18 protein-coding genes and 1 tRNA gene are annotated in these 25,490 nt (G+C 61.7%); 3 read left to right on the top strand and 16 right to left on the bottom strand.

From position 1 onward, the window contains the following. Window positions 1–463: 463 nt before the first annotated feature. The 7 genes from JY451_09335 to JY451_09305 all read right to left on the bottom strand — a co-directional run bounded on the left by JY451_09335 (window position 464) and on the right by JY451_09305 (window position 12,711). Window positions 464–1,300, bottom strand: a complete 837-nt coding sequence (locus tag JY451_09335; protein QZH73966.1) for a CPBP family intramembrane metalloprotease — start codon at window positions 1,298–1,300, stop codon at window positions 464–466. A 192-nt stretch (window positions 1,301–1,492) separates the two neighbouring features. Continuing rightward, the gene (locus JY451_09330; GenBank protein ID QZH73965.1) at window positions 1,493–4,189 is read right to left on the bottom strand and encodes a hypothetical protein; all 2,697 of its coding nucleotides are present in this window, start codon (window positions 4,187–4,189) and stop codon (window positions 1,493–1,495) included. A 197-nt stretch (window positions 4,190–4,386) separates the two neighbouring features. Beyond that, window positions 4,387–6,711 (bottom strand): YadA-like family protein, encoded by a 2,325-nt coding sequence (locus tag JY451_09325; protein ID QZH73964.1) that lies wholly within the window; start codon window positions 6,709–6,711, stop codon window positions 4,387–4,389. Window positions 6,712–6,924: 213 nt separating this feature from the next. Next, window positions 6,925–10,083, bottom strand: coding sequence for a YadA-like family protein (locus JY451_09320; GenBank protein ID QZH73963.1), 3,159 nt, complete (start codon window positions 10,081–10,083; stop codon window positions 6,925–6,927). A gap of 549 nt (window positions 10,084–10,632) precedes the next feature. Beyond that, window positions 10,633–10,992, bottom strand: a complete 360-nt coding sequence (locus JY451_09315) for a hypothetical protein (protein ID QZH73962.1) — start codon at window positions 10,990–10,992, stop codon at window positions 10,633–10,635. A 200-nt stretch (window positions 10,993–11,192) separates the two neighbouring features. Continuing rightward, window positions 11,193–12,425: an integrase arm-type DNA-binding domain-containing protein gene (locus tag JY451_09310; protein ID QZH73961.1), complete on the bottom strand. Its 1,233-nt coding sequence runs from the start codon at window positions 12,423–12,425 to the stop codon at window positions 11,193–11,195. Window positions 12,426–12,637: 212 nt separating this feature from the next. After that, a tRNA-Gly gene (locus JY451_09305) sits at window positions 12,638–12,711 on the bottom strand. 436 nt (window positions 12,712–13,147) lie between these two features. Here JY451_09305 and JY451_09300 point away from each other — a divergent pair. Continuing rightward, on the top strand, window positions 13,148–13,693 hold the full coding sequence (locus JY451_09300) for a hypothetical protein (protein QZH73960.1): 546 nt from the start codon (window positions 13,148–13,150) through the stop codon (window positions 13,691–13,693). A 142-nt stretch (window positions 13,694–13,835) separates the two neighbouring features. Here JY451_09300 and JY451_09295 read toward each other — a convergent pair whose 3' ends face one another. Together JY451_09295 and JY451_09290 are read right to left on the bottom strand one after the other, a co-directional pair. Next, entirely contained in the window at window positions 13,836–14,483 is a 648-nt protein-coding gene (locus JY451_09295) for a hypothetical protein (GenBank protein QZH73959.1), read from the bottom strand. A gap of 36 nt (window positions 14,484–14,519) precedes the next feature. Beyond that, on the bottom strand, window positions 14,520–14,684 hold the full coding sequence (locus JY451_09290; GenBank protein QZH73958.1) for a hypothetical protein: 165 nt from the start codon (window positions 14,682–14,684) through the stop codon (window positions 14,520–14,522). Between the two features lie 263 nt (window positions 14,685–14,947). Between JY451_09290 and JY451_09285 the strand changes: the two genes are divergently transcribed. Next, window positions 14,948–16,318: a hypothetical protein gene (locus JY451_09285; protein QZH73957.1), complete on the top strand. Its 1,371-nt coding sequence runs from the start codon at window positions 14,948–14,950 to the stop codon at window positions 16,316–16,318. A 17-nt stretch (window positions 16,319–16,335) separates the two neighbouring features. Here the strand turns inward: JY451_09285 and JY451_09280 are convergent, their stop codons facing one another. Together JY451_09280 and JY451_09275 are read right to left on the bottom strand one after the other, a co-directional pair. Beyond that, entirely contained in the window at window positions 16,336–17,028 is a 693-nt protein-coding gene (locus tag JY451_09280) for a hypothetical protein (protein QZH73956.1), read from the bottom strand. Further along, window positions 17,025–18,623, bottom strand: a complete 1,599-nt coding sequence (locus tag JY451_09275) for an adenylosuccinate synthetase (GenBank protein QZH73955.1) — start codon at window positions 18,621–18,623, stop codon at window positions 17,025–17,027. Before JY451_09275 ends, JY451_09280 begins: the two co-directional genes overlap by 4 nt. Before the next feature lie 82 nt (window positions 18,624–18,705). Between JY451_09275 and JY451_09270 the strand changes: the two genes are divergently transcribed. Continuing rightward, complete coding sequence (locus JY451_09270; protein ID QZH73954.1) at window positions 18,706–19,302, top strand: hypothetical protein; 597 nt, start codon at window positions 18,706–18,708, stop codon at window positions 19,300–19,302. Between the two features lie 157 nt (window positions 19,303–19,459). Here JY451_09270 and JY451_09265 read toward each other — a convergent pair whose 3' ends face one another. From JY451_09265 to JY451_09245, 5 genes are all read right to left on the bottom strand, one after another. Continuing rightward, window positions 19,460–20,569, bottom strand: a complete 1,110-nt coding sequence (locus tag JY451_09265) for a tyrosine-type recombinase/integrase (GenBank protein QZH73953.1) — start codon at window positions 20,567–20,569, stop codon at window positions 19,460–19,462. Window positions 20,570–20,771: 202 nt separating this feature from the next. Further along, window positions 20,772–21,371 (bottom strand): hypothetical protein, encoded by a 600-nt coding sequence (locus JY451_09260; GenBank protein ID QZH73952.1) that lies wholly within the window; start codon window positions 21,369–21,371, stop codon window positions 20,772–20,774. Further along, the gene (locus JY451_09255) at window positions 21,368–21,910 is read right to left on the bottom strand and encodes a hypothetical protein (GenBank protein ID QZH73951.1); all 543 of its coding nucleotides are present in this window, start codon (window positions 21,908–21,910) and stop codon (window positions 21,368–21,370) included. Before JY451_09255 ends, JY451_09260 begins: the two co-directional genes overlap by 4 nt. Continuing rightward, window positions 21,907–24,468, bottom strand: a complete 2,562-nt coding sequence (locus JY451_09250) for a DEAD/DEAH box helicase (GenBank protein ID QZH73950.1) — start codon at window positions 24,466–24,468, stop codon at window positions 21,907–21,909. The genes JY451_09255 and JY451_09250 overlap by 4 nt, the downstream gene beginning before the upstream one ends. Beyond that, window positions 24,465–25,127 carry a site-specific integrase gene (locus JY451_09245; protein ID QZH73949.1) on the bottom strand — a complete coding sequence of 221 codons (663 nt, stop codon included), beginning with the start codon at window positions 25,125–25,127 and terminating at the stop codon, window positions 24,465–24,467. Before JY451_09245 ends, JY451_09250 begins: the two co-directional genes overlap by 4 nt. Window positions 25,128–25,490: the final 363 nt, after the last annotated feature.

The following is a 25,490-nucleotide window of genomic DNA, read 5'->3' as shown; positions in this document are numbered from 1 at the left end:
CGATTGGCTCCTGCAAGATTGGCGAGGATCAGCCTGTGGCGACTCTTGGAAAAAGCGGTGCCGATCGAATTCGCTGCCACATGGCGTACGCGGCGAGCGTTTGTCTCGCCACGCTACGTTAGAGCGTTGACGAAGAGTCGGGATTGCCGTGCGGCTCTCTCTTGCCATGGGCAACTTGCATGAGAGGCAGCGGAAGAAATGAGTTGTTCATTGACGCTACATCCGCGCCGCGCTTCCAAGCGTTCCGATTGCCTGGAGTCCAGTCAAATGCGGACGGTAGCGAATGGGAAAATGGAGCGGTGAAGGGAACCGCGAAATCCCACCATCATGTTGAAATATGTTGAATGTTTTTCAAAGATTCTTGAACATACCCCCAAAGATACCCCCAAACTTTCGCGCTTGGTCCGCTTTTGGTGAATTCCGGCGAAGGATCGAATGGCGACAATGGGGTGGAAAGCGGACCTCAACCCGAGGCGGCAATTACTCGCGATGTCTTTGTGATCTTTTCCCCTGCCGGCCTTCTCAGCCACCACCGCCAGTTCGAAGCGATGATAGCCAATGCCACTAGCCCATAGCTCGAAACTACGATGCTGAACGCAAACACCGCGTCCGCCTCGGGGAACTGATCCGCCATGAAGTAGATGGGAGCATTGAAGCTGCCATGAGCGAGTGCAGCCAGAGCCGTCCGGCCTGAGAACCTGCTCCAGAGAGCCGTGAGTATTGTGGAGTTCACTATCGCTCCGAGCGCGAAGGCAGCGGCGAAACTGCCATCGGATAGCAGCTTCGGCAAATGCCAGGCGAACCAGACAGGAGCGATGATGAGCGTCGCGACCAGAGGGGTTCGAACCAGGAGCAGCCGCCGAAGGAGCCATCCGCGCCAGCCCAATTCTTCAAGCAGACCGACCACGAGAACGTGAAAGACAAAAAGGCTAAGCAGAGTGGGTAGTTGGCCCAGCAGCGCGGGAAAGGCAGACGCTCTCGCACCTGCAAGACTGAAGGCCAACAATGTGATCGTCATCGTGAAGATGGGAATGCCGAGCCACCACAAGGCAAATCGGGTTTCGGACAAATCTTCCTTTAGCCAGCGCCATACAGATTTGCGAGCGATCCAGGTGAGGGTCAGTCCCGCCAGCGCCGGGCCGGAAACCGCCAACCCCTTTGCCAAAAGGTCAGCAGCCGCGTCCGCGATCGGCAAGCGGTGAACTGCCACGACCCACTGGAAACCGAACGATAGGCCGTAGGAAAACAAGAAGGCGAGGAGTGCAAAGACGATGATGTTGCTGTGCTTGTGTTTCGTCATCGGCGGCGCTGTAATCACCAATGGTCAACGACCGCAAGGGGTCGTTTGCTGAAGGCCGCTTTTGTCTGAATCCGGGCGATATCTGCCATGTCCGGTTTCGGGTAATGCAGAGCGGTGGCGCTATGTCTTGAATGAGGGTGGGAAACGGACATGTAGCCTTCGCCCCGAAGTCCGTTTCCCAACAGTGCAATCTTAGAATCCGAAATCAACCCCAACCCGGGCCCCCCAGTCGTCGCCGCCGGTATTGCCGCTGACACCCGCCGAGACGTAGACCATCTCCCCCACGCGGCCCGCCAGCGATCCGGCAAAGCCCTGCTCACCGCCGTAGTTCGCCGCGTGGAGAGAAACCGAGATGTTGCTGCCGGGCACGATATTCGCCGCCCCCATCGCCATTGCCGCCGCAATCCCGCCGCTCAATTGCTCATTCATCTCGTCCAGCCGGAAATTGGTGGCAACAAGCCCGCTTTCCAGTCCGCCGACACGGCCCGATAGGGCACTGAATTGCGCATCAGTGACGGCGGCGAGGTAATCGACGCTGACCCGGACATTGGCGACGCTGGCGGCACTGGCCACGTTCGAGACACCCAGCGTTCCGGCGCTATCGATGGTAACGACCTGCTCCTCGCCCACCTGGACCGCATCGCTCGCCATGATGTCGCCGATGGCGACCGAGGAGCCTGCCCCGCCGATCATCACCTGGTTGGCGGCAGTGGTATTGGCGAGGTAGCCCAGAGCGGTCGACTGGACCTGGTCCGCCACCGCGCTGTCGCCCACTGCCGTACTGCGGGTGGCGGAGGCGCTGGCTCCGGCACCCACCGCCGTGCCGCGGGTGCCGGAAACGGTCGAGGAGAACCCCACCGCCGTGCCGCTGATGCCGGTGACATCGGTCGACCGGCCCACGGCCGTCGCATTCTGCGCATCGGCCCGCGCCAGCGCGCCGAAGGCCGAGCCGGACAGGCCGGTGGCCCCGGCAGAGGCGCCGACGGCAGTGGCATTGTTGTTGGTCACTTCCACCGCATTGCCCAGCGCAATACTGCGCGAGCCCGTCACCAGCGCATCACGACCAATCGCGGTGGCGTCCTCTGCCAATGCCTCGGCATCTACGCCCAAAGCGATGGATTGCGCCCCGGTGGCCTGTGCGCCGAACTGGCCCCCCGTATCGTCGTCCGACCCGTCCCCTCCGAAGGCCATGGCTCCAAGCCCGCTGGCCAGCGACAGGTTGCCCAGCGCCACTGCCGAAGCACCGGTCGCCTGTGTCGCGGTGCCCAGTGCAATCGAATTGCCGCCGTTGGCAGTAGTCGCAGTCCCGCCCCCGTAAACGCCAGCGACAAAGCCGCTCGAACTGCCGATTGCGATATTGCCGTGGGTTTGTGCCACACCGTTCGCGGTCGATGCAGATGCACCCAGCGCGACCGAGCCATTGCCGAGTGCATTGCTGATTGCGCCGAGCGACGTTGCGGCGAAAGCGGCCTCGGTACCGTTGCCGATAGCGATCCCCAGATCAGCATTGCCACGCGCGCCAATCCCAATGGCGGTGGCGGAAAAGGTGCTGGCGTTGGCGCGCGAACCGATCGCGATGCCGCCGTTCCCGCCGGACGAGGCATCGGCTCCCAAAGCTATCGAACGCTCTCCCGTCGCCTGTGCCCCGGCGGTATCGGCATCGGACCCGTCACCGCCGATGGCGATGGACCCCTGCGCGAGCACCAGGCTGCCTTGGCCGATGGCGATCCCTTCATTCGCAATAACGGTTGCGCCGTGTCCTACGGTCACCGCGTTTTCGGCAAAGGCCTGAGTGCCATAGCCTACAGCAGTCGCGCCGACCTGCGAGGCACCGGCGAAAGCGCCGAGCGCGAGCGTGCGGTCTGCGGCTGCACCCGCGCCTGTGCCCACTGCGGTTGCAAAGCGGACCGTTTCGCTGACGTAGACGTCGCCATCGCCGGGGTTGGTCAGCGTGGCCTGACCTGCGGCCCGCGCATTGGCGCCAAAGGCAGTTGTTCCCTGCCCGAGAGCCAAGGCGTCCTGGCCGGCGGCGGTCTGCGCCCAGCTATTGCTCAATGTGGCCACGGTATAGCTGGAAAGCCGCCCCGTCGCGCCATCGCCGATGGCGACGGCCCCGGCAGCGCTGGCACTGGAGTTCGCGCCGAGCGCCAGCGTATCTGCTGCGGTCGCCTGCGCGAGGAAACCCAGCGCCACGGAATTGTTCATCGTCGCAGCGGAAAATCCACCAAGACTGACCGCGCCGGCGCCGTTTGCCTGCGTCTGCGTGCCGATCGCGATGGCATGGAAAGTGGTTGCTGCAACGCCGCCTCCCACGGCAATCGATCCCCCCCCGGTCGCCAGCGCGGCATCACCTATGGCTACGGCATCATTCTGGCTGGCAAGGGAACTGGCGCCGATACTGGTCGCACCGAAGCCTGTTGCTTGAGCAAGGTGGCCCAGCGCAGTTGAGCGCTCCTGCGTCGCATCGGACAACGCCCCGATACTCGTTGAATTCAGGCCCGTTGCCAAAGCGTTGATTCCCAGCGCAGTGGAATTCAGCATGGTTGCTTCTGAAAAGGCCCCGACACTGGTCGAATCCGTACCCAATGCCTGAGCCTGGAATCCGAATGCGCTGGAATTTTGCTGGCTAGCATCGGAGGCTGCCCCGACGCTGGTCGATTGTACGCCCGTCGCCTGCGCACCTGCGCCACAGGCAAGTTGCGCGTCCACTCCGCCCGAATCCGCTCCCAGATCGGTATCGACGTCGGTGTCGGCATTGCCGTCATTGTTGCTGTCCAGCAGGCAGTCGTCGGCGCGGGCCTGTTGCGGGGTGATGGCGGTGGCGGCGAAGGCAAGGCCGCCTACTCCGGCCAGCAGCAGCGAACGGAGCGGAATGAATTTAGTGATCATCTTGAAATCCCCAAAAAATAAGTAATCGCGCCATGCAACCGATGAAATATTTCCATCAAGTGCATGGCGCATGTTCTGTTCGACTCGCTGAAGTAAAGGCGGCGAGCGCCGCAAACCGACAGACGATTTTGTGGTTCAAATATTGCTCAAGTCAATTACTTTATTATGTTACTGGAATGACGGCGAAGAAATTCGCACTATAGCCCGAAGGCAACCCCGACGCGCCCGCTTACCGAGCCTTCGCCTGTCGATCCCGCTGCTGTCGCCGAAACATAGACCCGCGGCAGCACCCGCGCGGTGATGCCCCCGGCAAAACCCTGCTGCCCACGATAGGTGGCGGCGTTCAGGCTGACGGAAATGGCGCTGTCGGGCACCACCATCATCCCGCCCATCGCCATCGAGGTGGCGATGCCGGAGCGGGTGGAGCTGTCGAGATCGTCGAGCCGGAAATTGATGTCGCTCACCCGTCCTTCCAGCGCCGAGAACTGTGCATCGGTCACCGCCGCGAGGTAATCGACGCTGACCCGGACATTGGCGACGCTGGCGGCACTGGCCACGTTCGAGACACCCAGCGTTCCGGCGCTGTCGATGGTGACGACCTGCTCCTCGCCCACTTGCACAGCGTCCGAAGCCATGATGTCGCCGATGGCGACCGAGGAGCCTGCCCCGCCGATCATCACCTGGTTGGCGGCCGTGGTATTGGCGAGGTAGCCCACTGCGGTCGACTGGACCTGGTCCGCCACCGCGCTGTCCCCCACCGCGGTGCCGCGGGTGGCAGCGGCGCTGGCTCCCGCACCCACGGCGGTGCCCCGGGTGCCGGAAACAGTCGAACTGAAGCCCACCGCCGTCCCGCTGATCCCGGTGACATCGGTCGACCGGCCCACGGCCGTCGCATTCTGCGCATCGGCCCGCGCCAGCGCGCCGAAGGCCGAGCCGGATAGGCCTGTCGCTCCGGCAGAGGCGCCAACGGCTGTGGCATTGTTGTTGGTCACTTCCACCGCATTGCCCAGCGCCACGCTGCGTAGGCCGGTAACGAGCGCATCGCGCCCGATCGCGGTGGCGTCCTCTGCCAGTGCCTCGGCGTCGACGCCAAGGGCGATTGCAGAAATACCAGTCGCCTGTGCGCCGAACTGGCCTCCCGTATCGTCGTCCGCCCCGTCCACCCCGATGGCGATGCTGCGAATGCCAGTCGCCTGCGCTAGATTGCCCAGCGCTGTCGCCCCATCGGCGTTCGCCAAGGACATGGAACCCAGCGAGGTTGCCCCGATGCCAGTTGCTTGCGCGGTGCCGCCCAGCGCGGTGGCATTGTGCATGGAAGCGTCGGAAAATGCGCCGATGCTTGTTGCGGTAAGGCCAGTCGCCCGGGCATCGTATCCGAGCGCGCTGGCGCCGGTTGACGAGGCCTGAGATACTGTTCCGATGCTGGTTGCCTGACCCGCGTTTGCTTGTGCAGCATATCCCAACGCGCTTGCACTTAGCGAATTTGCGCTGGCCCCGGTTCCGATGCTCGTTGAAAACTGGCCGGTCGCCTGCGCACTCACCCCGAATGCGGCAGCACTCCCGGCAGTCGCGCCGGAAAAAGCGCCGACACTGGTCGATTGCACCCCTGTGGATTGGGCAAAAGCGCCTATCGCAGTCGCCTCTGTACTGGTTGCATCGGAACTCGTCCCCACGCTGGTAGCCGAAAACCCGCTTGCCAAAGCGCTGACTCCGACAGCGACGGCTTCGATCGCACTTGCACTCGAATTTGCTCCCAATGCCATCGAACCATCGCCCGTGGCCATCGCGTTTGCACCTAGAGCGGTCGAACTAGTTCCGGTCGCCTGCGTACTTTCACCGATGGCGGTGGCTTCGCTGTTCTGTGCCCGCGCGAAGTTGCCGAAAGCGGAGGATTCGCTGCCGCTGGCAATCGCATCGGTGCCAACAGCCGTGCTTTCGCTTCCGGTCGCCTGAGCGCCCACGTTGTCCCCATCGGTTCCGTCGCCGCCGATCGCGACGCTGTTCGCTCCGAAAGCAAGAGATTGCGCTCCGACGGCGATATTGCCTGCGCCGACCGCATTGGCATCCGCGCCGACGGCAACCGCGCCGATCCCGCCGACATCCGCGCTCTGGCCAATGGCGGTGCTGTCTTCGAAATCGGCAAAGGCGCTGTCGCCCACCGCGACAGAATTCACGCCGACCGCACCGGAATTGTAACCAATCGCCACAGTCTGAGCCTGGTTGGCAGAAGCGAAACGACCCAATGCCGTTGCGCGGGTGGCCGTAGCCGATGCATTGGTCCCCACTGCGGTTGCCAGAGTCGCGCCGGCTGTTGTCGCGCCATTGCCGCAGGCGAGATTGGTGTCGGAATCGTCCGAGTTGGCCCCGCCGTCATTATCGGACCCGGCGTCGACTATGCCGTCGTTGTCGCGGTCGAGCAGGCAGTCATCGGCGCGGGCCTGCTGCGGGGCGAGCATGAGTGCGGCTCCGGCAGTGCCGGCGAGCAGGGTGGCGGCGAACAGGGTGCGATTGGTGGTAAGCATAGGTAGTCCTCCCGAGGATTGGTCCCCGCCGGAAGAACGCAGGTCGCGCCTGTCCGACAAGGGACATGAAAAGCGGTGCGACCCGATGAATTGTAAAATGACACAACAAGTTACGGGCAGGATCGCGTCCTGCCTGCACTCCTGAGGTAAATCACGGCCTCCGCTTTACGTCAACGCGGTTGCGCGGGCCGTGCAGGTGCTGCCTGCCAAGGGTCAGAACTCGCCCGCCACCCCGGCACGCACGCTGGTGGAATTGCCGCCAGCGTAGGTGACCCCGGCAGTAATCGCGAAATCGCCATCGAAGCGGTGCATCAGGCCGGCCGAGAAGCCCACCTCTCCGCGATAGGTGGCGACGTTGGACGCGTAGGAGGTGCGCCCCGGCGCGCTGGGGAAATGCGGGTTCGCCGCCGCCGCGATCGAGGCGATGCCGCGTTGCGCATCGCGGTCGATGTCGCTGGTGAGATCGAACAGCGTATCGATGCTGCCCTCGACCCCGGCCACCCGGCTTTGCAAGGCGCTGAACTGTGCGTCGGTCACCGCGGCGAGGTAATCGACGCTGACCCTGACGTTGGCGACGCTAGCGGCGCTGGCAACGTTCGAGACACCCAGCGTTCCGGCGCTGTCGATGGTGACGACCTGCTCCTCGCCCACCTGGACCGCATCGCTCGCCATGATGTCGCCGATGGCGACCGAGGAGCCTGCCCCGCCGATCATCACCTGGTTGGCGGCAGTGGTGTTGGCGAGGTAGCCCACTGCGGTCGACTGGACCTGGTCCGCCACCGCGCTGTCCCCCACCGCGGTGCCGCGGGTGGCGGAGGCACTGGCACCTGCACCCACCGCCGTGCCGCGGGTTCCGGCGACGCTGGCGGTAAAGCCCACAGCCGTGCCGCTGATGCCGGTGACATCCGTCGAGCGGCCCACGGCCGTAGCATTCTGCGCATCGGCCCGCGCCAGCGCGCCGAAGGCCGAGCCGGATAGGCCGGTGGCCCCTGCAGAGGCGCCAACGGCTGTGGCATTGTTGTTGGTCACTTCCACCGCATTGCCCAGCGCCACGCTGCGCAGGCCGGTAACGAGCGTATCGCGCCCGATCGCAGTTGCGTCCTCTGCCAGTGCCTCGGCGTCGACGCCAAGGGCGATTGCAGAAAGACCAGTCGCCTGTGCGCCCAGCGCAAGGTCGTCGGCCCCGTCGCCGCCGATGGCGATTGCGCCGATGCCGCTCGATTGGGCTTTCAATCCGAGCGCCACCGCTCCGGCGGCATTAGCTACCGATAGCGAACCGAGTGCGGTTGCGCCGATCCCGCTCGCCTGCGCTGTTCCGCCGAGCGCGGTGGCATCGGTTGCCGATGCTGTCGAACTTGTCCCGATGGCAGTGGCGGCCACTCCGGTGGCCTGCGCCGATTCGCCGAAAGCGCTGGCGAATTGCAGCGTCGCATCCGAATTGGCACCGATCGCAGTGGACTGCACACCGCTGGCCAGAGCCAGATTGCCGAGCGCGCTGGCGAACTCTGCCGATGCACCCGATCCCGTGCCAATCGTAGTGGTCGAAGCCCCGGTGGCCTGCGCATTGTTGCCTATGGCAATGGCAAAAAACTGGTTGGCAAGCGATTGCCCTCCGATTGCAAGCGAAGCCGCACCAAGTGCTTGCGCCGCGAAGCCGAGCGCGATTGCATTGTTCAGCGAAGCGACCGAATTGGCCCCGATGCCCACAGCCTGCAATCCGGTGGCCTGTGCCGCACTTCCCAGGGCAATGGAGTTTCCGCCATTGGCAGTGGTGAGCGTGCCGCCGTTCATTCCGGCAATCACGCCCGATGAACTGCCGATGGCGATGTTTCCGTGGGTCGCGCCAGAGCCATTGATCGTGGTCGCCAGCCCGCCCAGGGCAATCGCCCCATTGCCGCTGGCAGCAGTGCCGAACCCGCCGGCAAGGCTGGCAAAATCGCTGGCCTGAGCCGAAATACCCAATGCCGTGGACGAATTGCCAGATGCCCCGGCACCGTTCCCGATGCTGGTCGAACCCGCGCCGGTAGCCTGCGCACTGACGCCAAATGCAGAAGCACTCGATGCGGTCGCACCGGAGAAGGCACCGACACTGGTCGACTGCACGCCTGTTGATTGGGCAAAGGCGCCAACTGCCGTGGCCTCAGTTTGTGTAGCATCGGAACTTGTTCCAACGCTGGTAGCCGAAAACCCGCTTGCCAAAGCGCTGGCGCCGATAGCGACAGCTTCGATCGCTGTTGCGCCCGAGTTGGCTCCCAAAGCAAGCGATTCGGCGCCGGTCGCCTGGGCCTGGAAGCCCAATGCGCTGGCGTTCTGTTGGTTCGCGTCTGAGAGTGCGCCGAGGCTGGTCGAACCCGTGCCGCTTGCCACGGCGTTGAAGCCCAATGCGCTGGCGTTGTTGGTCACCGCGCCCGAAAACGCGCCCACGCTGGTTGATTGCAGCCCTGTCGCCTGAGCGAGATACCCCAGCGCGCTGGCGTTCTGTTGGGTCGCGTCGGAACTTGCGCCAACACTGGTCGATTGCAGGCCGGAGGCAACGGTAAATGCGCCGATACTGGTTGAATTGACCCCGGCTGCCTGTGCGCTTGCGCCCAGAGCACTGGCGCTGTTCATGCTTGCAAGCGAGGATGTGCCGACACTTGTTGTCGAGGTATTGCTGGCCTGGGCAAACGCGCCCAAAGCACTAGCGTTGATTGCAGATGCACTGGCACCTCTGCCAAGGCTGGTCGAACTTGTGCCGGTGGCCTGGGCACCAAAGCCCAGCGCACTGGAATCCTGTCCGGTTGCGTCCGATGATGCGCCGATGCTGGTCGATTGGAGGCCCGATGCACCGGCAAGATTGCCCAGTGCACTGCTATTGTTTGCGGACGCTATGGAGCTTGTCCCGATACTGGTCGAATTAATGCCGCTTGCCGTCGCACCGAAACCGAAAGCGCTGGCATTGTCGATGCTCGCTACCGAAAACGCGCCAACGCTGGACGATCGCAGTCCTGTCGCTTCGGCAGAGAAGCCAAGCGCGCTGGCGTTCTGCTGGGTTGCTTCAGACAAGGCTCCGATGCTGGTCGATTGCGAGCCGGTAGCTTGAGCAAATGAACCCAGAGCACTGGCACTGGACCCTGTTGCGTCTGATGAGGCCCCTATACTGGTCGAATTGGGCCCGGTCGCTCCGGCTGCGGAGCCGCAGGCGAGGCGGGTATCGAACCCATTCGACTCCGCACCAAGATCGGTATCGACATTGCTGTCGGCATTGCCGTCATTGTTGGTATCGAGCAGGCAATCGTCGGCCATGGCTTCTTGTGGTGCGAGCAACAGCGTGACTGCCGCGGTTCCGGCGAGCAGGGTTGCGGCGAACAGGGTGCGATTGGTAGTAAGCATCGGTAGTCCTCCAGTGGAATAAATCCCCGCCGGAAAGACGCACGCTACGCCTGCCCGCTAAGGGACATGGAAATACGGTGCGACCCGAATGCTATAGTGTTGGTATCAAATGCTAGGGACGGGAGAAACCCGGCCATCCAGTGTGGCTAGTTCACTGCGTCAAGCCCCGTCAATCGCTTATGATGAGGTGGTACAAAGCTGCTCGGGTAGTCAGGATATCCCCTGGCTGACAATAACATCTTTGGGGTCGTTTGCTGAAAGGCCGCTTTTGTCTCGATCGCCGCGATAGCTGCCGCTCCCTCATTTCCAACGGGAATGAGAAAACTGTGTTAGCGATAGAGGCGGGTTTCCCAATCGGTCCTAGCTGCCAAGCGGCTGGAGGTAGCAACACCCCCTCCCCCCGTCCCCCGCGCGCGGGCGCGCGTATCTGCCACATTCGCCAACCATCACCCGGCTTCGTCCAGCAAGCGCGCCAAGGCCTTCAGGTAGCGCGCCGCGCCTTCCGCCTCTCCGGATCGCCCGCCGTGCTTCCATGCGTTCCTGTTGCCCCTAGGCGCGCCGCTGCCCTTGCCCCCGTGCATCCTGCATCGCGCCTTCCCCTTCACCGCCGGGGATTGGCAGGCCGTTCCCTTCCGCGTCATGGCCAAGCATCGGCGGGCTCGTGCCAGCCGCTCCGGTTGCATGGGGTTGTCCGTTTGATTTTGCATTTTCCCTGCCCCCGGTATGATTGTGGACCTGATCGGCAATCACCGCCTGGATGCCCGCCAGATAGTCCAGCGCCTGCCCTTGCGCCCGGTCTAGGTCCAGGTTGCTGCTTTTCTGTTCGACAAGCAGGGTTCCCGGCCAGAACAGATCGATGAACCCGTGCTTTTGCTTCAGCAGCTTTACCCGCTGTTCGTAGATCGCCACCTGCTTGCGCTTGATGCCGAATATCTCGAAAAATTCGTTGTAGAAGGTTTGAGTTTCGCCCTTTTCGTAATCGGCGTTCTGCCATTCCTCGCTGAAGGCTTTGGCGCGCCGCTTGATTTCATCCCAGCCGAGCCATTCGATCCCCCTAGCGTTCGCAAGGGTTTAGGCATGGGCGGGGGCATGGGGCAAGCCCTAGCGGTTCACCCCGCCCCGCGCGCCGGGAAAGCCACCACGTCCGCCCCCTTGCGCAACTGGTCCAGATAATCGCTCCACCATTGCGCCATTGTCACCCGTTCATCCCAATGCGCCCCGCGATGATAGGCCGCGCGCACCTTGTCGCTGTCGCCATGGGCAAGGGCGCGTTCGATGGCATCGGGATTGAACTTGCCGCTTTCATTCAAGAGCGTGGATGCCATCGCGCTGAAGCCGTGCGCGGTCATTTCGTCGCTGGTGTATCCCAGCCGCCGCAAAGCCGCATTCAGGGTGTTTTCGCTCATCGGGCGGGCACGGGTGCGAATAGAGGGGAAGGCATATCCTGTCGGCCCTGTAGCGGCCTGTAGCTGCTTCAGGATCGCCACCGCCTGCTTGGACAGCGGCACACTATGCGCCTTGCCCATTTTCATTTTGCCCGCCGGGATATTCCACACCGCCCCGTCCAGATCGATTTCCTCCCATTCGGCATGGCGCAATTCGCCGGGGCGGACGAACACATGCGGGGCAAGCTGCAAGGCCAGCTTCGTTATCCCGCTGCCGTCATATTCATCGATAGCGCGCAACAGGCCGCCAACCTGCTTGGCATCGGTTATCGCGCCGTAATGCGTCACCGTGGGGGCAGTCAGTGCCCCTTTCAGGTCGCGCGTAGGGTCTGAGAGAAGGCGGGCTGTTGCCACGGCATAGCGGAAAACCATGCTGGCCAGTTGCAGGGTGCGCCGTGCGCTTTCCAGATTGCCCTTGGCCTCTATCTTGCGCACCGCCACCAGAACGTCGGCAGGCTCTATCTCGGCAATCGCCAGCCGCCCGATGCTGCTATTCAAGAGGGACAGCAGATATTCGCTGCGAACGGCTGTGTTGGGGGACCATCCCTTTTCCCCGTCGCGCCTGCGCTTGGCGCAATACTCATTGGCAATCGCCATGAACGTATCGGTTGCCTGTATACGGGCGCGCACCTTGCCGCGCTGCTTTTCGCGCGAAGGGTCTTTGCCCTGCGCTATCATCCCGCGCGCTTCCTCGCGCCGCTTGCGGGCATCGCTCAGGCTGGTTTCGGGATAGGCTCCCATGGCCAGCAATTTTTCGCTGCCATCGATCCGGTATTTCAGCCGCCACAGCTTGCCCCCGGCTGGAGTGACAAGCAGGAACATGCCGCCCCCGTCCGCCAGCTTGATCGCCTTTGCCCCCGGCTTCGCATTCCGGATTGCCACGTCTGTAAGTGCCATCGCCCCCCATCCCTTCCGAGGGCCGATACCCCCAATATACCCCCAGCGCTGAAGGCATCGATTGAGCCGATTAGCATATACCCCCCAATCATACCCCCAGCAGCACATGGCTGGAGCCGAACGCAGGTGAACGCTAGCGGCCTAGAAACCGAAAAATGCCGAGGATTTTAGGGGGTTGTCCAGTCAAATACGGACGGTAGCGAATGGGAAAATGGAGCGGGTGAAGGGAATCGAACCCTCGTATTCAGCTTGGGAAGCTGCTGCTCTACCATTGAGCTACACCCGCATTTCAACGACTTAGCTGATATTTTGAGACATTTTTTACAATGTCTTTTACAGTGCTTCCGTTGAGCACCGCGTTTGCAGTGTTGGCTCCGAAGCGTCAATGATCATTTTCACCGCCGTTGGGGCGGATACAATCTGCGAGTTTCCACGCGGCGTATGTAAGTGCGGACCGCCACCTAGTTGGCTGACTCCAGAGAACCTTCGTCCGTAGGTCGCAAAGGACGCCATCGTAGATCAATTGAGCCGTGAGGTTCCGATACTGAGCAATGCGGATGGCAGTGCGCACGTGTGTCCTATGTTTCACCACCGCCAGAGGAGGCCAACCATCGATTACATGTCCTTAGGCGGCTCGTTGATGGGTGAAGCTCTCCATGGTCGTGTCATCACGCATCTTTCTTTCATATTGCTTTTACTGAACTCTTCACTACACGCCTCGTATGGCGCGCGCGACAGCCTCTTCCGGGGAAATAAAGGTCGGTCTTAAGCAGGACATCCTTTGGCTATTGATCACGATATACTCATATAATAGTAGGATGCGCTTTGACCGGATCCGCGAAATGTCGCGCGAGGATTTGCAGGTGGAAGCGATTCTCCTTGAGAGCGCGAGCCGCGACATTGTATCCCGACTGGCGGCTCTGGACGATGATGGAAAGAACAATCGATCGTTTCAGACCCTCTTCAGTGCTCTGAAACGTGAAGGTCTCGATCCTTCGCGCACGAAAGATCTCGACCTCAAGGTGAAGGCCTTCCGTCAGGTCGTGAACGGCCTAAAAGTGTCGCATCGTAATTCTTACATCGCGCATGTAGCTACCGGCGCTGAGGTAAAACCGCGCGTTCTCGACGACCCCGTTGATTTCGCTCCGGCTGCTTCGCTGGCGGTTAATCTGCTCGACGACATCGACGGCCGATTACTGTCATACTTCTTCCGTCTTGGATCGGATGGATCAATCGATCTTCGGAAGGTGCTAGCTGAGAGTGCTTGAGAAAGGGCTCCGACTTGGCGAATCTTGTGGCTCTGCCCGAAGCGGGCTTAGGGCAATCTGCTTCTAATGCGGAAGTTGGTTCAATTCTCCGCCGCAGCAGAATTTGCGCCCCTCGAACGTTAGGAATCTTGTCGATAGTCGATCACTCGTCCCGAAACTCCTTGAACCACGCGTTTCGCTCCGACGGCCTAATTGCCCAGAGGCACTTACTCGTTCGTTTATCAAAGGGCCGCCCCCAGTCGCCGGAAAAACTGTGCTCGATGCGGCCTTCCCTGCCGTGGATCTTGTTGATCAGCGGCTTATCGCCAAACCTCTTTGAAAAGTTCTCCAACATGAAGTGCTCGAAGTCCATGAATGCGCTTTTTGATCGACCATCGCCTACCGTCTCCATGAAGAACTTGAAGGGCGCATCCCGCAGCGATAGCGACATATCGAATATCCAGTTGACCAGATGTGACCGCAGCCGGTTTGCGATCTTGCCGCGTCCGATGTACATCACCTCGCATGATCGGCTACCGTAGCTGACTGCAAATCCCCCACCGACAGAGATCACATACACCCCATTTACGATCCGGTTGAAGTCCTTTGCAGGCGCATAGGCGTGATCATAGGATTCCCGCCAAGCCTCGCGAATCAGACGGATGATTTGGTCGATCGTCAGTTTCTTAATCGCAGCCTGCACGTCAGCCGGCTGTGACTCGAAACGGCGCAGGTCGAAGCCAAGCTTTCGAGCTTCCTCAAATATGCTGATCGGGCCAGTCTCAGCCCAGTTGATCTCGATGCTCGCCAATGTATCCCCCGCTTTAAAACGTTCCGCACGGTGATGCTACTCGCGTGCTGTTGCAAGAGCATCGACGAGCTGCCCTCCACAAGCAAGCAAAGGCGAGATTTCGGGAGATGGAGATACCCGCAGCATCCCGCGCGTATCCTGCGGCAGGAGCGGCTCGATCCGCGCCCACTGTTTATCCGAAAACCAGAAGAAATCCGCCATCTTCCATGCCTCCTCACTGGAGGCTGGTGAATCACCTCCGGGCGCTGATGGGAGTCCCGTTTATGGGTCCGGACCCAAGAAATAGGGCTTTAAGGCGATCGGACGCGAAAGAGGACATTGGCGGAGCACCATTCACGACACGCGTAAACGGGGACTAGCAGTATGCGCGACGTTGTCGACAATCGTCCGGCCAGCGATCTGCCGCCTGATTTGGGAGAAAATGGTCATTGCCTCACCGACGGTGACGCGCGAAGGGGAAGCTGATGCTTTACAAGGACACGATTCTCGACCAGCTGGCCACGCGAGGCAACGTCGCGCAGTTTGTGGGGTTCCGCCCCGAAGGTGGCGACCCCAGGCAGAGCTATTCTCGCATTCGCGGGCACGAGCCGAACGAACGGTTCCTCAGCGTGCAGGAGGCGCTGGAGACCTTGCTAGCCTCAAGCGCCGAGAGGATGATAAACATCCGTAGCTACTTGCCGAGCGATCCCCGAAGCCGAGAGTTCGTCTACGGCCTGAAAGACGCCAACGAGGCGCTAGCGACGGTACTCCGGCTGACGGGCGAGGGACTGCACACAATCGCCAACGAGACCGTCGATATCTCCGACGGAGGCGTCTCCGGCGTCTTGCAGGGGAGGACGATTGAGTTCGCTCCCGACGATACGCCCCGCTGCGTCGAGAAGCCGGGAGTTGCGTCCATGGATTTCGAACTTGGAATGGGCCTGCTCGAAGCGGTCTACGGGTTCCGGCCGGACATCGAAGCCGTTGTCGGCGAGAGGACCGAATTTAGCATTCACCCACGTCCGCGCGGCTGGAAAGGAAGTCACACCCTGCTGTGGGAGCACGAGTACGCTCCCTATCAAGATGTGAGAGTCGAACCGCGCTGGCCCAACCGCTTCAGTCGGCATATCGGAGACAAAGCATTCGGACTTCTCGTCGCTTCGCTGACCGGGGCGCCAGTCCCCGAAACGCTCGTGATCCCGAGGAAGGTCGCACCATTCCGCTTTGGGAAGCCAACCGGCGACTGTGAGATATGGACTCGGACCTGCCCTGCCGAGCAGCAGCCTGGCCTCTACACGACCGTGAAGGGCTGGACGGATCCATACGCTCTCCTCGCCCTCGAGGATCCCGAGGGCGATCGTATCGCCTCAGTGATCGTCCAGCACGCCGTTCGCGCTGTCTACTCGGGCGCCGCGATCACATCGACCGGCGGCAGTCTTGTGATCGAAGGTGTGAGCGGAGAGGGCGACCGCTTTATGCTGGGCGAGAAAGTCGGCGGGTCGCTGCCCGATGCGGTGGTGCGGGACGTGAGGGCGCTGGATCGCCGGCTGAGGAGCGCGCTCGGCCCGGTGAGATTTGAATGGGTGCACGACGGCACCCGGGCGTGGTGCGTGCAACTCCACGTAGGCACAAGCGTCAGCGACGGCGACGTACTTGTTCCTGGTGACGTGGTCGACTGGACGGAGTTCGACGCCGGCGATGGACTCGCCGCCCTGCGGGAGCTGATCTCGCGCGTCGGCGATGGCCAAGGAATTTTGGTGAGAGGCGAAGTCGGTCTCACCAGCCACGTGGCGGACCTCCTGAGGAAGGCTGGGGTCGCCTCAAGAATGTCGAGAAGAACCGTCGCTGCAAGCTGACGGGCGGAGCGACTGTCCTAGGGGCGATCAGCGTCCGTGGCTTCAGGCGACCGCCAGATCTCCTCCAAGATCTCGCCCGCCTTCATGCGGTGCACCGCGAGGACGTAGTCGGCGATGTTCGGAACCGAATGGTCGACGAGCAGTTCGACGACGTTCTGCGGCGGCTTCCTGGTCTTTGCGCGATCTTCGAAAGGAAAGTCGGCGATACGCTTAAAGGTGTCGGGACCGCGGGCCTGCGGAACGTATAGCGTTGCGCCGCTATTTAGGGGGCTTAACCAAATGTCGCTCTCGTGCACCGCGACCAGCGACTTCGTGCAGAGCGTAATGACGGTCTGAGGCTCTTTCCTGTAAGCAACCGCTCTCGTCAGCCCGCGCACCCTTTCCGCCGCCAGCCAGAAGAAGGTGCGGCCATTCAGTAGACGGTACCAGTCCTCTGGCGACATACCGCCCTGAAGGCACTTGAGAAGAGCATTGTCAGTCATGGGCTTCTGGTCGCGGACGACCGCGCCGGGAAGACCGGGGGCGGCTAGCGCCTTATTCGAGGGCCGGCGGATACCAAGCAACCTGTCGCGCTCTGCGGCTCCAACACCATATGCGTCGACAAGCGCCTCGGCGCTCATAAGGCCGTGATCGCGGATGGCCGGCCAGGCTCCGTCGTGCGCCATGTGCCACAGGCGCGGGTAAGTCTCGATGAGCTGCTCGGCCTTCACGACCAGTCACCGCGCTCGAGGATTCCGTCTTTGGCGAATGCCTTCGATACGAGCGTGACCGGAACACCCGCAACGCGCTCGACTTTACGGATGAAGTCTTGCGTCTCCGCGCTGAGATCGCCGAAGCAGGAGGCATCGCGGTTGGCGCAGTCGATGTAATCGGCAAAGGTGAGCGCGATGCAGGTGGCGCCGTTGAGCTCTGCCTCGCGGCGGAGCCGTCCCCAGTCGAACTCGGCGATCCTGCGTTCGCGATTGGAGACCGTTCCACGCTCGGTGCGGGCGATCTCGTCGACGGGCAGGCCGCAGCGGCCTGAAACCGTTGCGAAGTCGATCTCCCGACCCATAGGCCCCGACGGGCCGCCAACGCGGATGGGATAGGTACGAAGCACCATAATCACATCGCGAACCGCACCCGGGGGGATTCCCGCGTCCGAGATGCAACCGGAACTGGTGGTCTCGCGGGAAGTCACGTGAGGGTAGCGCCCATGATGGATGGAAAGCTCGGTGCCCTGTGTGCCCTCGACAAGGATCGGCTTACCCTCGCGGAGCAGCCGATCGACTACGACTCGCGCAGGCCGCACGAACCTCTCGAGCTGTGGGACGTCGCGGGCGAGGATGACCGGCGAGCCGAAGAGTGGCTTCCCGCGGTTCAGCACCTTGCGAGCAACGGCCGCTCCGACCCCCTGCTTGGTGGTCGCAATCGCTGTTAAGGCGTCACCCTCGCCGCTACCACCCTCGATCCGGCGGTCATCGTCGTCGATCACCATCACCTGCGGGTCGATGGTCAACCGCTCTCCGGTGAGGCCGTGGTCCAAAATCTCGAGCATAAGCTGCGGCAACCAGACGGTCGAGCCAGCTGCGATTATGATCTGCGACCCCATGTTTGACATTGAACCTGATGGCAGCTGCACGTACTTGTAGCTGGGGTCCGCGACGCGGTGTCCAGCGTTTGGGCCGCCGATGCGCAGCAGGCCGTCGTATCGCGAGGCGATCGACGCGCATACGTTGCCCTTACCCTCGCTCCCGTACTGCCCACCAACGATGACGTCGACGAGCGGCCTGGTCGGTGGAAGCTTGCCGACGAAGGCCATCGTCGCGAGCGCGAGATCGTAGGGATCCGTGTCCTCTGTGTCGAACACCAGGTCCGCGATACCTGCGAGGGTGCCGACCTGCCGCTCGGTCCCGTGCGCCGAAGCCTCCTCGTAGCTCGCGTACTCGCGCGTTACGGTGGGACGGGAACGGTAGCGCGCCTCAAGCACCACCGGAGACGCCTCGAGATGGGCGTGAACAACCTTTCCGGGAAATCTCTCGCGTAGGCCCTCGACCTGGGAGACGATGCGAGCGGAGTCGAGGAGCAGGAAGTCGCCACCTCCCGCGTCGGCGGCGACCACGGCGTCCACCACCCAGAGGCCTCCGGTTTCCTCGTCCAGCGCGGCTCCAGCGGCCTGGAGTTCAATGCGACCCTCGCCGCAGCCGGTGCGCTCGCGAATGTATGACCGGGTGCTGACCGACCGCGCGCCGTAGGCGGCGAGCGCCTCGGCGAAACGGGTCTTGCCCGAGCCGATCGGCCCCGACATTACGACAAGAAGTTCCATTCAGTGTTGCTCCCCTTAACCCCGGTGGAGTAGACCCTACGCTACAAAGGCGACAAACGACGGATGCGCTCCTGCCCCGCATTTGGTAACCGAACTGCAAAAGGACAAGCAACTGACGATGAACATTTTCGCTCCGAACCTTGCGATCCACCATGCTAAAGGTCCGACGATCATGCTGGCCAGTGGACGGCGCTTCGACCTGCTCGACCCGTGGTTGAGCGAATTCGGCATCGAGGATATCGCTCAAGGGCTGGCAAACGTTTGCCGTTACGCCGGTCAGTGCCGCACGTTCTATTCCGTGGCCGAGCACTCCCTTCTGGTCAGCGAGACGGTGAGCCGGTACGCCTTCGAGGCGCTTCTGCACGATGCGGCCGAAGCATTCATCGGCGACATCACCAGGCCGCTAAAAAGGCTTCTTCCGGACTACCGTGAAATTGAGGCTCGCATTGAGGATGCGGTGATTGAACGATTCGGTCTCGACCGTGCGGCCAAGGCAACGATTAAGGAAGCGGACCTGCGGGTCCTCGCGGCAGAGCAGGAGCAAGTGATGGCGCCAGGCTGCGCAGACTGGGCGAGGGAAGCTGGAATTACCCCGGCACCGGTCACCGTACGCAGTCTCTCCCCGATCGTTGCAAGGGCCGCCTTCCTTCGGCGCTACGAGGAGCTGCGCCCCTCCTGAAGTCGCGCATAGGTGCGGCAACCGACTATCTCCCGGATTGGCACACACAAAGACGACGAAGAAGCTTCTCGACTTAAACCACGGCCGATTTCGAGGAATCGGATCTTCCGATGGGGTGACCGCCATGGAGCGCAAGCCTTAGGCCACGCCGAGGTGTTTATCGCGCCATCCTTGCACCGATCGAGGCGATCAACGCGCCTTGGTCTACGTAGACCCTGCGAATTGATGCCACCTTGTTAGTCGACCACCCCATCACACTCGCCGCCTCCTCGTCGTTCAGCCCAGCCTCGGTGAGAAGGCGCGTGCAGAAGGTCCCGCGCAGGTCGTGGAGATGCTTTGCCTTGCGCTCGCCCGTGTCGGTGTCGACGAACACGATCTGGGCCTCATCGCGCACCCGGTTGAATGATCCGCCGAAACCGTCGGAAGACCAAGGCTGACCGAGGCTATTCACAAGCACAGTATCGACACCGTCCTTGCGGGGGAGCGCGCGCAACTCGGACAGCAAGGAAGCCAGGGCGGGTATGATCGGTACGGTTACGTGCTGGCGCTTGCGACGGCTCGACTTGAGCGCCTTCTTACGGATGGCAGTTTCGCTGACATGACTCCACTCGAGCGTGACGAGATCTGCACGCCGAAGCCCTGTCAGTGCAGCAAGTCGCATACCGTCGCTCACGTGCTTCTTGTCGCATCTGGCCGCCACGAGTGCGAAACGCTGCATATCATCGTTCGTCCAAATGATCTCAGCACGCTGGCCATTGCGGTATAGCGCCGGGATCTTGGATGCTGCGTTGATGCTGACGCGGCCGCGAAGACGCCCGAATTCGAGAAGCGCCCGCAAGGTGGTTACGCCGATGTCGGCGCCGCGGGGCGTCGCCGAGCGGCTGTCGCGCCAGGCGACCACCTTGGCGACCATGCGCGGATCATCCCAGACCGATAGCGGCACGTCTCCCCATTTCGCCTCGATCATGTTCAATGCCGATCCCCAGGTTTTCTTGGTGCCCTTGGCGAGGCTTTCCCATTCCGGGCTGGATGGACGGTCCGCACTCTCCGAACGCCATTCGCGGATTAGCGAACGCAGCGTAGTTGGATCCGCCTGATGACGCCCATCAAGGGCTTCCTTCAACTTCGCAAGGTGCTCGTGATTCAGGCGGGGCTTGGTCCGGCACTCGACGCGGCAGATTCGGGGACCACCGCGCCAGGCATAAACATACCAGGTAGGGAGCTTGCCCTTGCCCCTGATCCTTACAAAATGCAGGCCGTCCGTCATAGGCGACCCTCTTCGTTCCAGATATCGAACTCGCTCCGGTCACCCTCAGCGCGACGTTCGGCATCTGCCGCATCAGAGAGGCGAATAGTACCATCAGCGCGGAGCTCGAGGCTGCGAACGGTGATGCCATTGTGGCGGGCAGCTTGTACCGCGCGCGCTACGTCAGCCTTGCGCGGATAACGCCGTGCGGGCGCTCGCACGCTCACCGCAAGACCTCCTTTTCACCAGAATAGATCTTGCCGTCCAGAAGCGCGTATGCACCAGCCTCAATTGTCCTTTGCTGTCCGACACGCCAAGTTGATGGGAGGCCCAGAGCCTCGGGTTCGGGGAGTTCGATTTCTTGCTTGCGCAGCCAATTGGCCACGGCCGCCGCATCGACACGATAGAGATTAGAACCCAAAGCCAAGCCGAGTACGGCCTCGGCCATGAACGCGAAGGGGTGGGGAATATAGGCTCCCCGCATGATACCCGTCCTCAAAACGACCACTTCGATCCGCGTCTTCTTGAGGAACCGGGTCACCTTCTCATAGAGCTCGAGCGACGCCGAAGGCGAGCGTTCGTCGAAGGTGAAGGAAGCACAGCGATTGCTCTTGATTTCGAACTGGTGACCTGCCTTCATCCTCACCGTTGCGAAGTGCAATGTGGGCTTGGCATAACAAGCCGCCGTAACGACGGGCCCGAACCAAACCGGCTCGTCGTCTTGCGGAAGGTCCTTCGCCTCAAGTTCCAAGATAGCGCGGTGCGCCGCATGATGGCGGGAATGACGAACAGCGCCTCGTCCACTGAACGACCCGTGTTTCATCGCTCGCCTCCCTTTGCATAGGACGCCGGACGAACGAGCTTCATGTGCCCTGCAAACAAGGCAATCTCGGCAGCAGCATAAAGCGGTTTTAGCGCCCATTCGTCGCGTGGAGGCACGCGGGGAATTGCGATGGAAAGCGGAGTTCGCGACACCCATTCTTCGACCTCGTCGCGTCCGACGGCTTCTGCACATGACGGGAAAGCTTTCTCGAAGGTTTCTCTCACGCAATGCCGATTGCCATCACGGTCGATTGCTCCTCCGACGAACACACGTGGTGCCTTGTCGGCGAAGATGAACGGCAGATGTTGGCTGATCTTCAGAGCGATCTGGTGCCAATCAGCTTCGATCGGGCCAAAGGCGATGTTGTTGTACGCCTTGAGCTTGGTGGATTTGGAGGCTTGGGGTGTCAGGGCAACGACCCCCACCCCGCGGCCGGACCAGGCCACCCCCACAACGCATTGGCACTCTTGCCGCAAGGGCTCGCCTGACCGGCCCGTGCTCAACAGCCGGCGGAAATCGAAAGCAGGATCGTGGGTCATTGCGACACCTGCCCGGTCCCCAGCCCATCCTCGGGGAGGTAGCTCCAGTTTTCGCCAATTGGACGAACACTTTCCTGGCTGACCCATGCACAGCCGCCGCCTTCGACTGCGTATTCGTACATAAGCTGATCGCGACCCCCGATACACATCACCTGGTGGCCGGTGATGGTATATGTGAAGACCTCCCCGTTCCTCAAACTGCAGAGTTCGCTACCGGGTGCGAAGACGCGGCGTGGTAGGTCCAGGGTCGGGGAATCAGGCGTGACCTGCAATGACGCATGCCAGTCTTCGAGACGGGCGACCGTGCCGAGATCGAGCAACGAATCCTCACCTGCCAGCTCGGCAGCTTTGCGCAACCGCGCCAACAGGCCGGTGAAATTCGAGAGGATGGGTGCAGTCAGGCGTAGTCCACCCTGCATGTCGTCAAAAATCACGATGGCATCGTCGACACCGTTTGAATTCATCAACGAGCAAAAGGAAATCCCGGCATGAGTTTGTCCGACTTCACTAGGCAGAATACCCTGCTCTGCGAGCAGCATAGCCCGCAGCGCTGAAGCTACTCTCTTGCGGGCCTCGAGCTTGCTAACACTCCTTCCTGCAAACCACGTTTCCGCGATTCGCAGAACCACACCGGTACTCTCGAACTGCCGGTACTTGGATTGAAGCCGCCGGTCCGATTGCGACAACGTAGCGTAAGGGAACTTCTTTGCGCCGATCGCGAAGCCATGCACGGTCTCGGTAATCCTGAGACAGCGCTCCGCAATCGATCCGCGCTCGCTCACCAAAACCCCGGCACTGAGTAGAGATTCTGGATCGAGCGAGATGTCGACGCGTGCTGACAGCATCGGACTGGATCGCAGTCCGCCCGCCACTGGCTCGACCAGGATCGAGCGTTCGAAAGACGACACACGCCAGTCGAGAACCCGGTAGGCCTTACGAAAGTGCAGATAGGTCGCACCGGGATAGGCCTCGCGCAGAGCTTTCTCGAGGGTGATCGTACCGATTTCCACCGAGCGGGCGTTCGCCAATCGAACCACCAATCGTGTGTCGGCAATCTGCCGCAACGGAAAGGCGTGGTGGGGTGAGTTAGTCACGGAGGCGGCCAACCGTTCGAGTTCGCGGGGCAGCCGTGCCCCGGGCATCAGTCTCCGGTTCATCTCGGCAAATCCTGCCGGCCAATGTTCTGCCTCGATCGTTACGCCACCCGTTTCCTGACGCAGACAGCAGGCTTGCTGAAACTGGACTGCGGAATTCTGGAGATAGAGGTGTCCGCTTTCGACCGGTCCGGTAGCGACCTCTTCAAGCGTGGTTCCGAGCCGGGCAAAAGCATTGCGCGGTGCGATTACAGCGAATACGCCGGGACGTGCTCGTCCAACCCGACCAGCCCTCTGGCGAAGCGCCTTTCGGGTGGCGGGAACGCCGAGGTTGAAGCCGATCCGGAACCCGGCGACGTCGATTCCCAGCTCGAGCGCCGAGGTCGCTACGCAGCCTCGCAGGCTACCCTCGGCCAAGGCATTCTCGATCTTGTGGCGATCGGCAAGCTCGTAGCCGCTGCGATAGGGCAGAACACGGTCGTCCCCGAGCTTCTTGGTGATGCGCTCTACCGCTTGTCGACCGTCGACGAAGGCGACCATCGCGTCCTCCTCGATCCGGTCGACAAGGGCGGTTAGCATCTCTGCCAGCTGCGCTTCGGCCGGAGCACCTCGTTCGGGTCCTTCGAGGTGTAGCAAGGTCATTCCGCGCCCGGGCGCGCCGTTCGACTCCTCGTCGACGAGCTGGAATACTTTCCCAGTCAGCTGCGCGAGGTGGTCCGCTGCATCCCCGATCGTGGCAGAGGCAGCGATGTATTGGAGTTGGGGAGAACCGTTCCCCCGAACACGCTCAATAGCAAGGGCCAGTCGCCGGAACAGGTATGCGCAATTGCTGCCGAATACCCCATCGAGTGCGTGGGCTTCGTCGAGCACAATGAAGCGTGTGCGGGCGAGGAAGTCTCGGACCGATGGGGCCGATTGGACGCGTGCGAGCCAGGCATGAGCGACGTCCGGTGTCGCGAGAACAATCCGCGATGAAGCGATAATCGTCTCGCGTTCTGCCATCGGGGTGTCGCCGCTGATCTCACCGACAAGGGCTTCCGGAAGGCCCGCCACCGCCAGCATGGAGCGCCAGCGGGAAAGCTGGTCGCTGCACAGCGCCTTCTGCGGGTAGAAGACAAGCGCAGTCCCCTCGCCTTCTGCCACTTCACGCAAAAGCGCGAGCTGGAAAACCAGCGACTTGCCCGAACCAGTACCCGTGGTCACCAGGACATCGCGTCCCGCAGCAACGTGTTCCAGCGCCTCGGCCTGGTGCAACCAGACCCTGCCGGATCCGAACGAGCGGACGAACGCGGAACAGGCGGGGCTGTCGTGGAATGCCTTGGGCAAGGCGGCCATGCGCTCCTTGCGAAGTGGCAATTCGACCCGTTCGACAACAGTGGGCTGCAGGGCGTCGAGAAGAAGAGCTTCCGGGCTGAGATCGGCCGGGAAACACGAGCGGCGTTGCGCCGCGCCGGTGCGGGTCATTTCAGGCTCCCGACGAAGTTGGCAAGGTTCTCACCCAGCCCGATATATTTCTCGGTCGTGTCGAGCCGCGCGTGACCAGCGAGACGCTGGACATCACGCAAGCTGAAGTCTGTGCCGTTTGCGTTGCGCGCCAGATTAGTGATGAACGTCCGGCGGCCCGTGTGGCTTGAGCAGCCGAACAGGCTGGCCTTCTGGTAGAGGTCCGAGAGATAGTTCGTCAGCGCAGTAAGGCTTTGTTGCTTCGGCTTCGCTCCACGATGGGAGAAGGCAATGTATGGCACATTGGGGTGATGCTTGATGAACTCCACGAGTGCTGCTCGGATCTTCGGATGCATCGGAATCACACGTTCCCGATTGCCCTTGGCGATCCTTGCACGGACCCGGACGAAGGGTGAAATGGACCCGTCCTTCTGGAGGAGGTCAGCCACCAGCATCTGGCACACCTCCCCCACGCGGAGGCCGGCGTAGATGGTGAGGTAGACCTTCAGCCTGTTGCTGTGGGGCGCGTTACTGGCGGTCGCGATATGTTGTTCGAGACGGACCAGATCGGTGTCGCTGAGAATTCGGGCTTGTCCACGGGGCTTACCCAGCGGCCCCCGGCCTTTGCGGCGAGGCCGACGTAGCCGGCTCAGATCGAGATCATGATATATATGTTCCATAAGTCGTTTTCTCCTTTGTTGACTGCCGCAGTTGTTGCGACGCCTATTATGAGAACGACTATTTCTCTATTCCGCAAGTACCTGATTTACTTTTGATCCCTCGAAAAATGATATTAACCTTAACGAGGCACTTTTACTTGCTTTTATACTTATAATCACAAGTATAAGGGAGGTTTATTTCAAGTAGAAATTACATTCCTTATTCAGGAGCGTGTTTTTTAGACCCTTTAAAGGGCCTGTGCCGCCAGAGCGCAGGCGCGTTGCATCCGAGTGTCAGTTGTGTGCCAAGGTGGGACGCATTTTGAGCCCTTGGAGAGCGTCTTTTAAGATGCCCCAACAAGCAATTCTGTCATCCGGGAGGCG

The organism is Erythrobacter sp., from assembly GCA_019739335.1.
GTDB lineage: Bacteria > Pseudomonadota > Alphaproteobacteria > Sphingomonadales > Sphingomonadaceae > Alteraurantiacibacter.
Note: the sequence above shows the minus strand (reverse complement) of the source record. Positions and strands in the feature narration are given on the sequence as shown.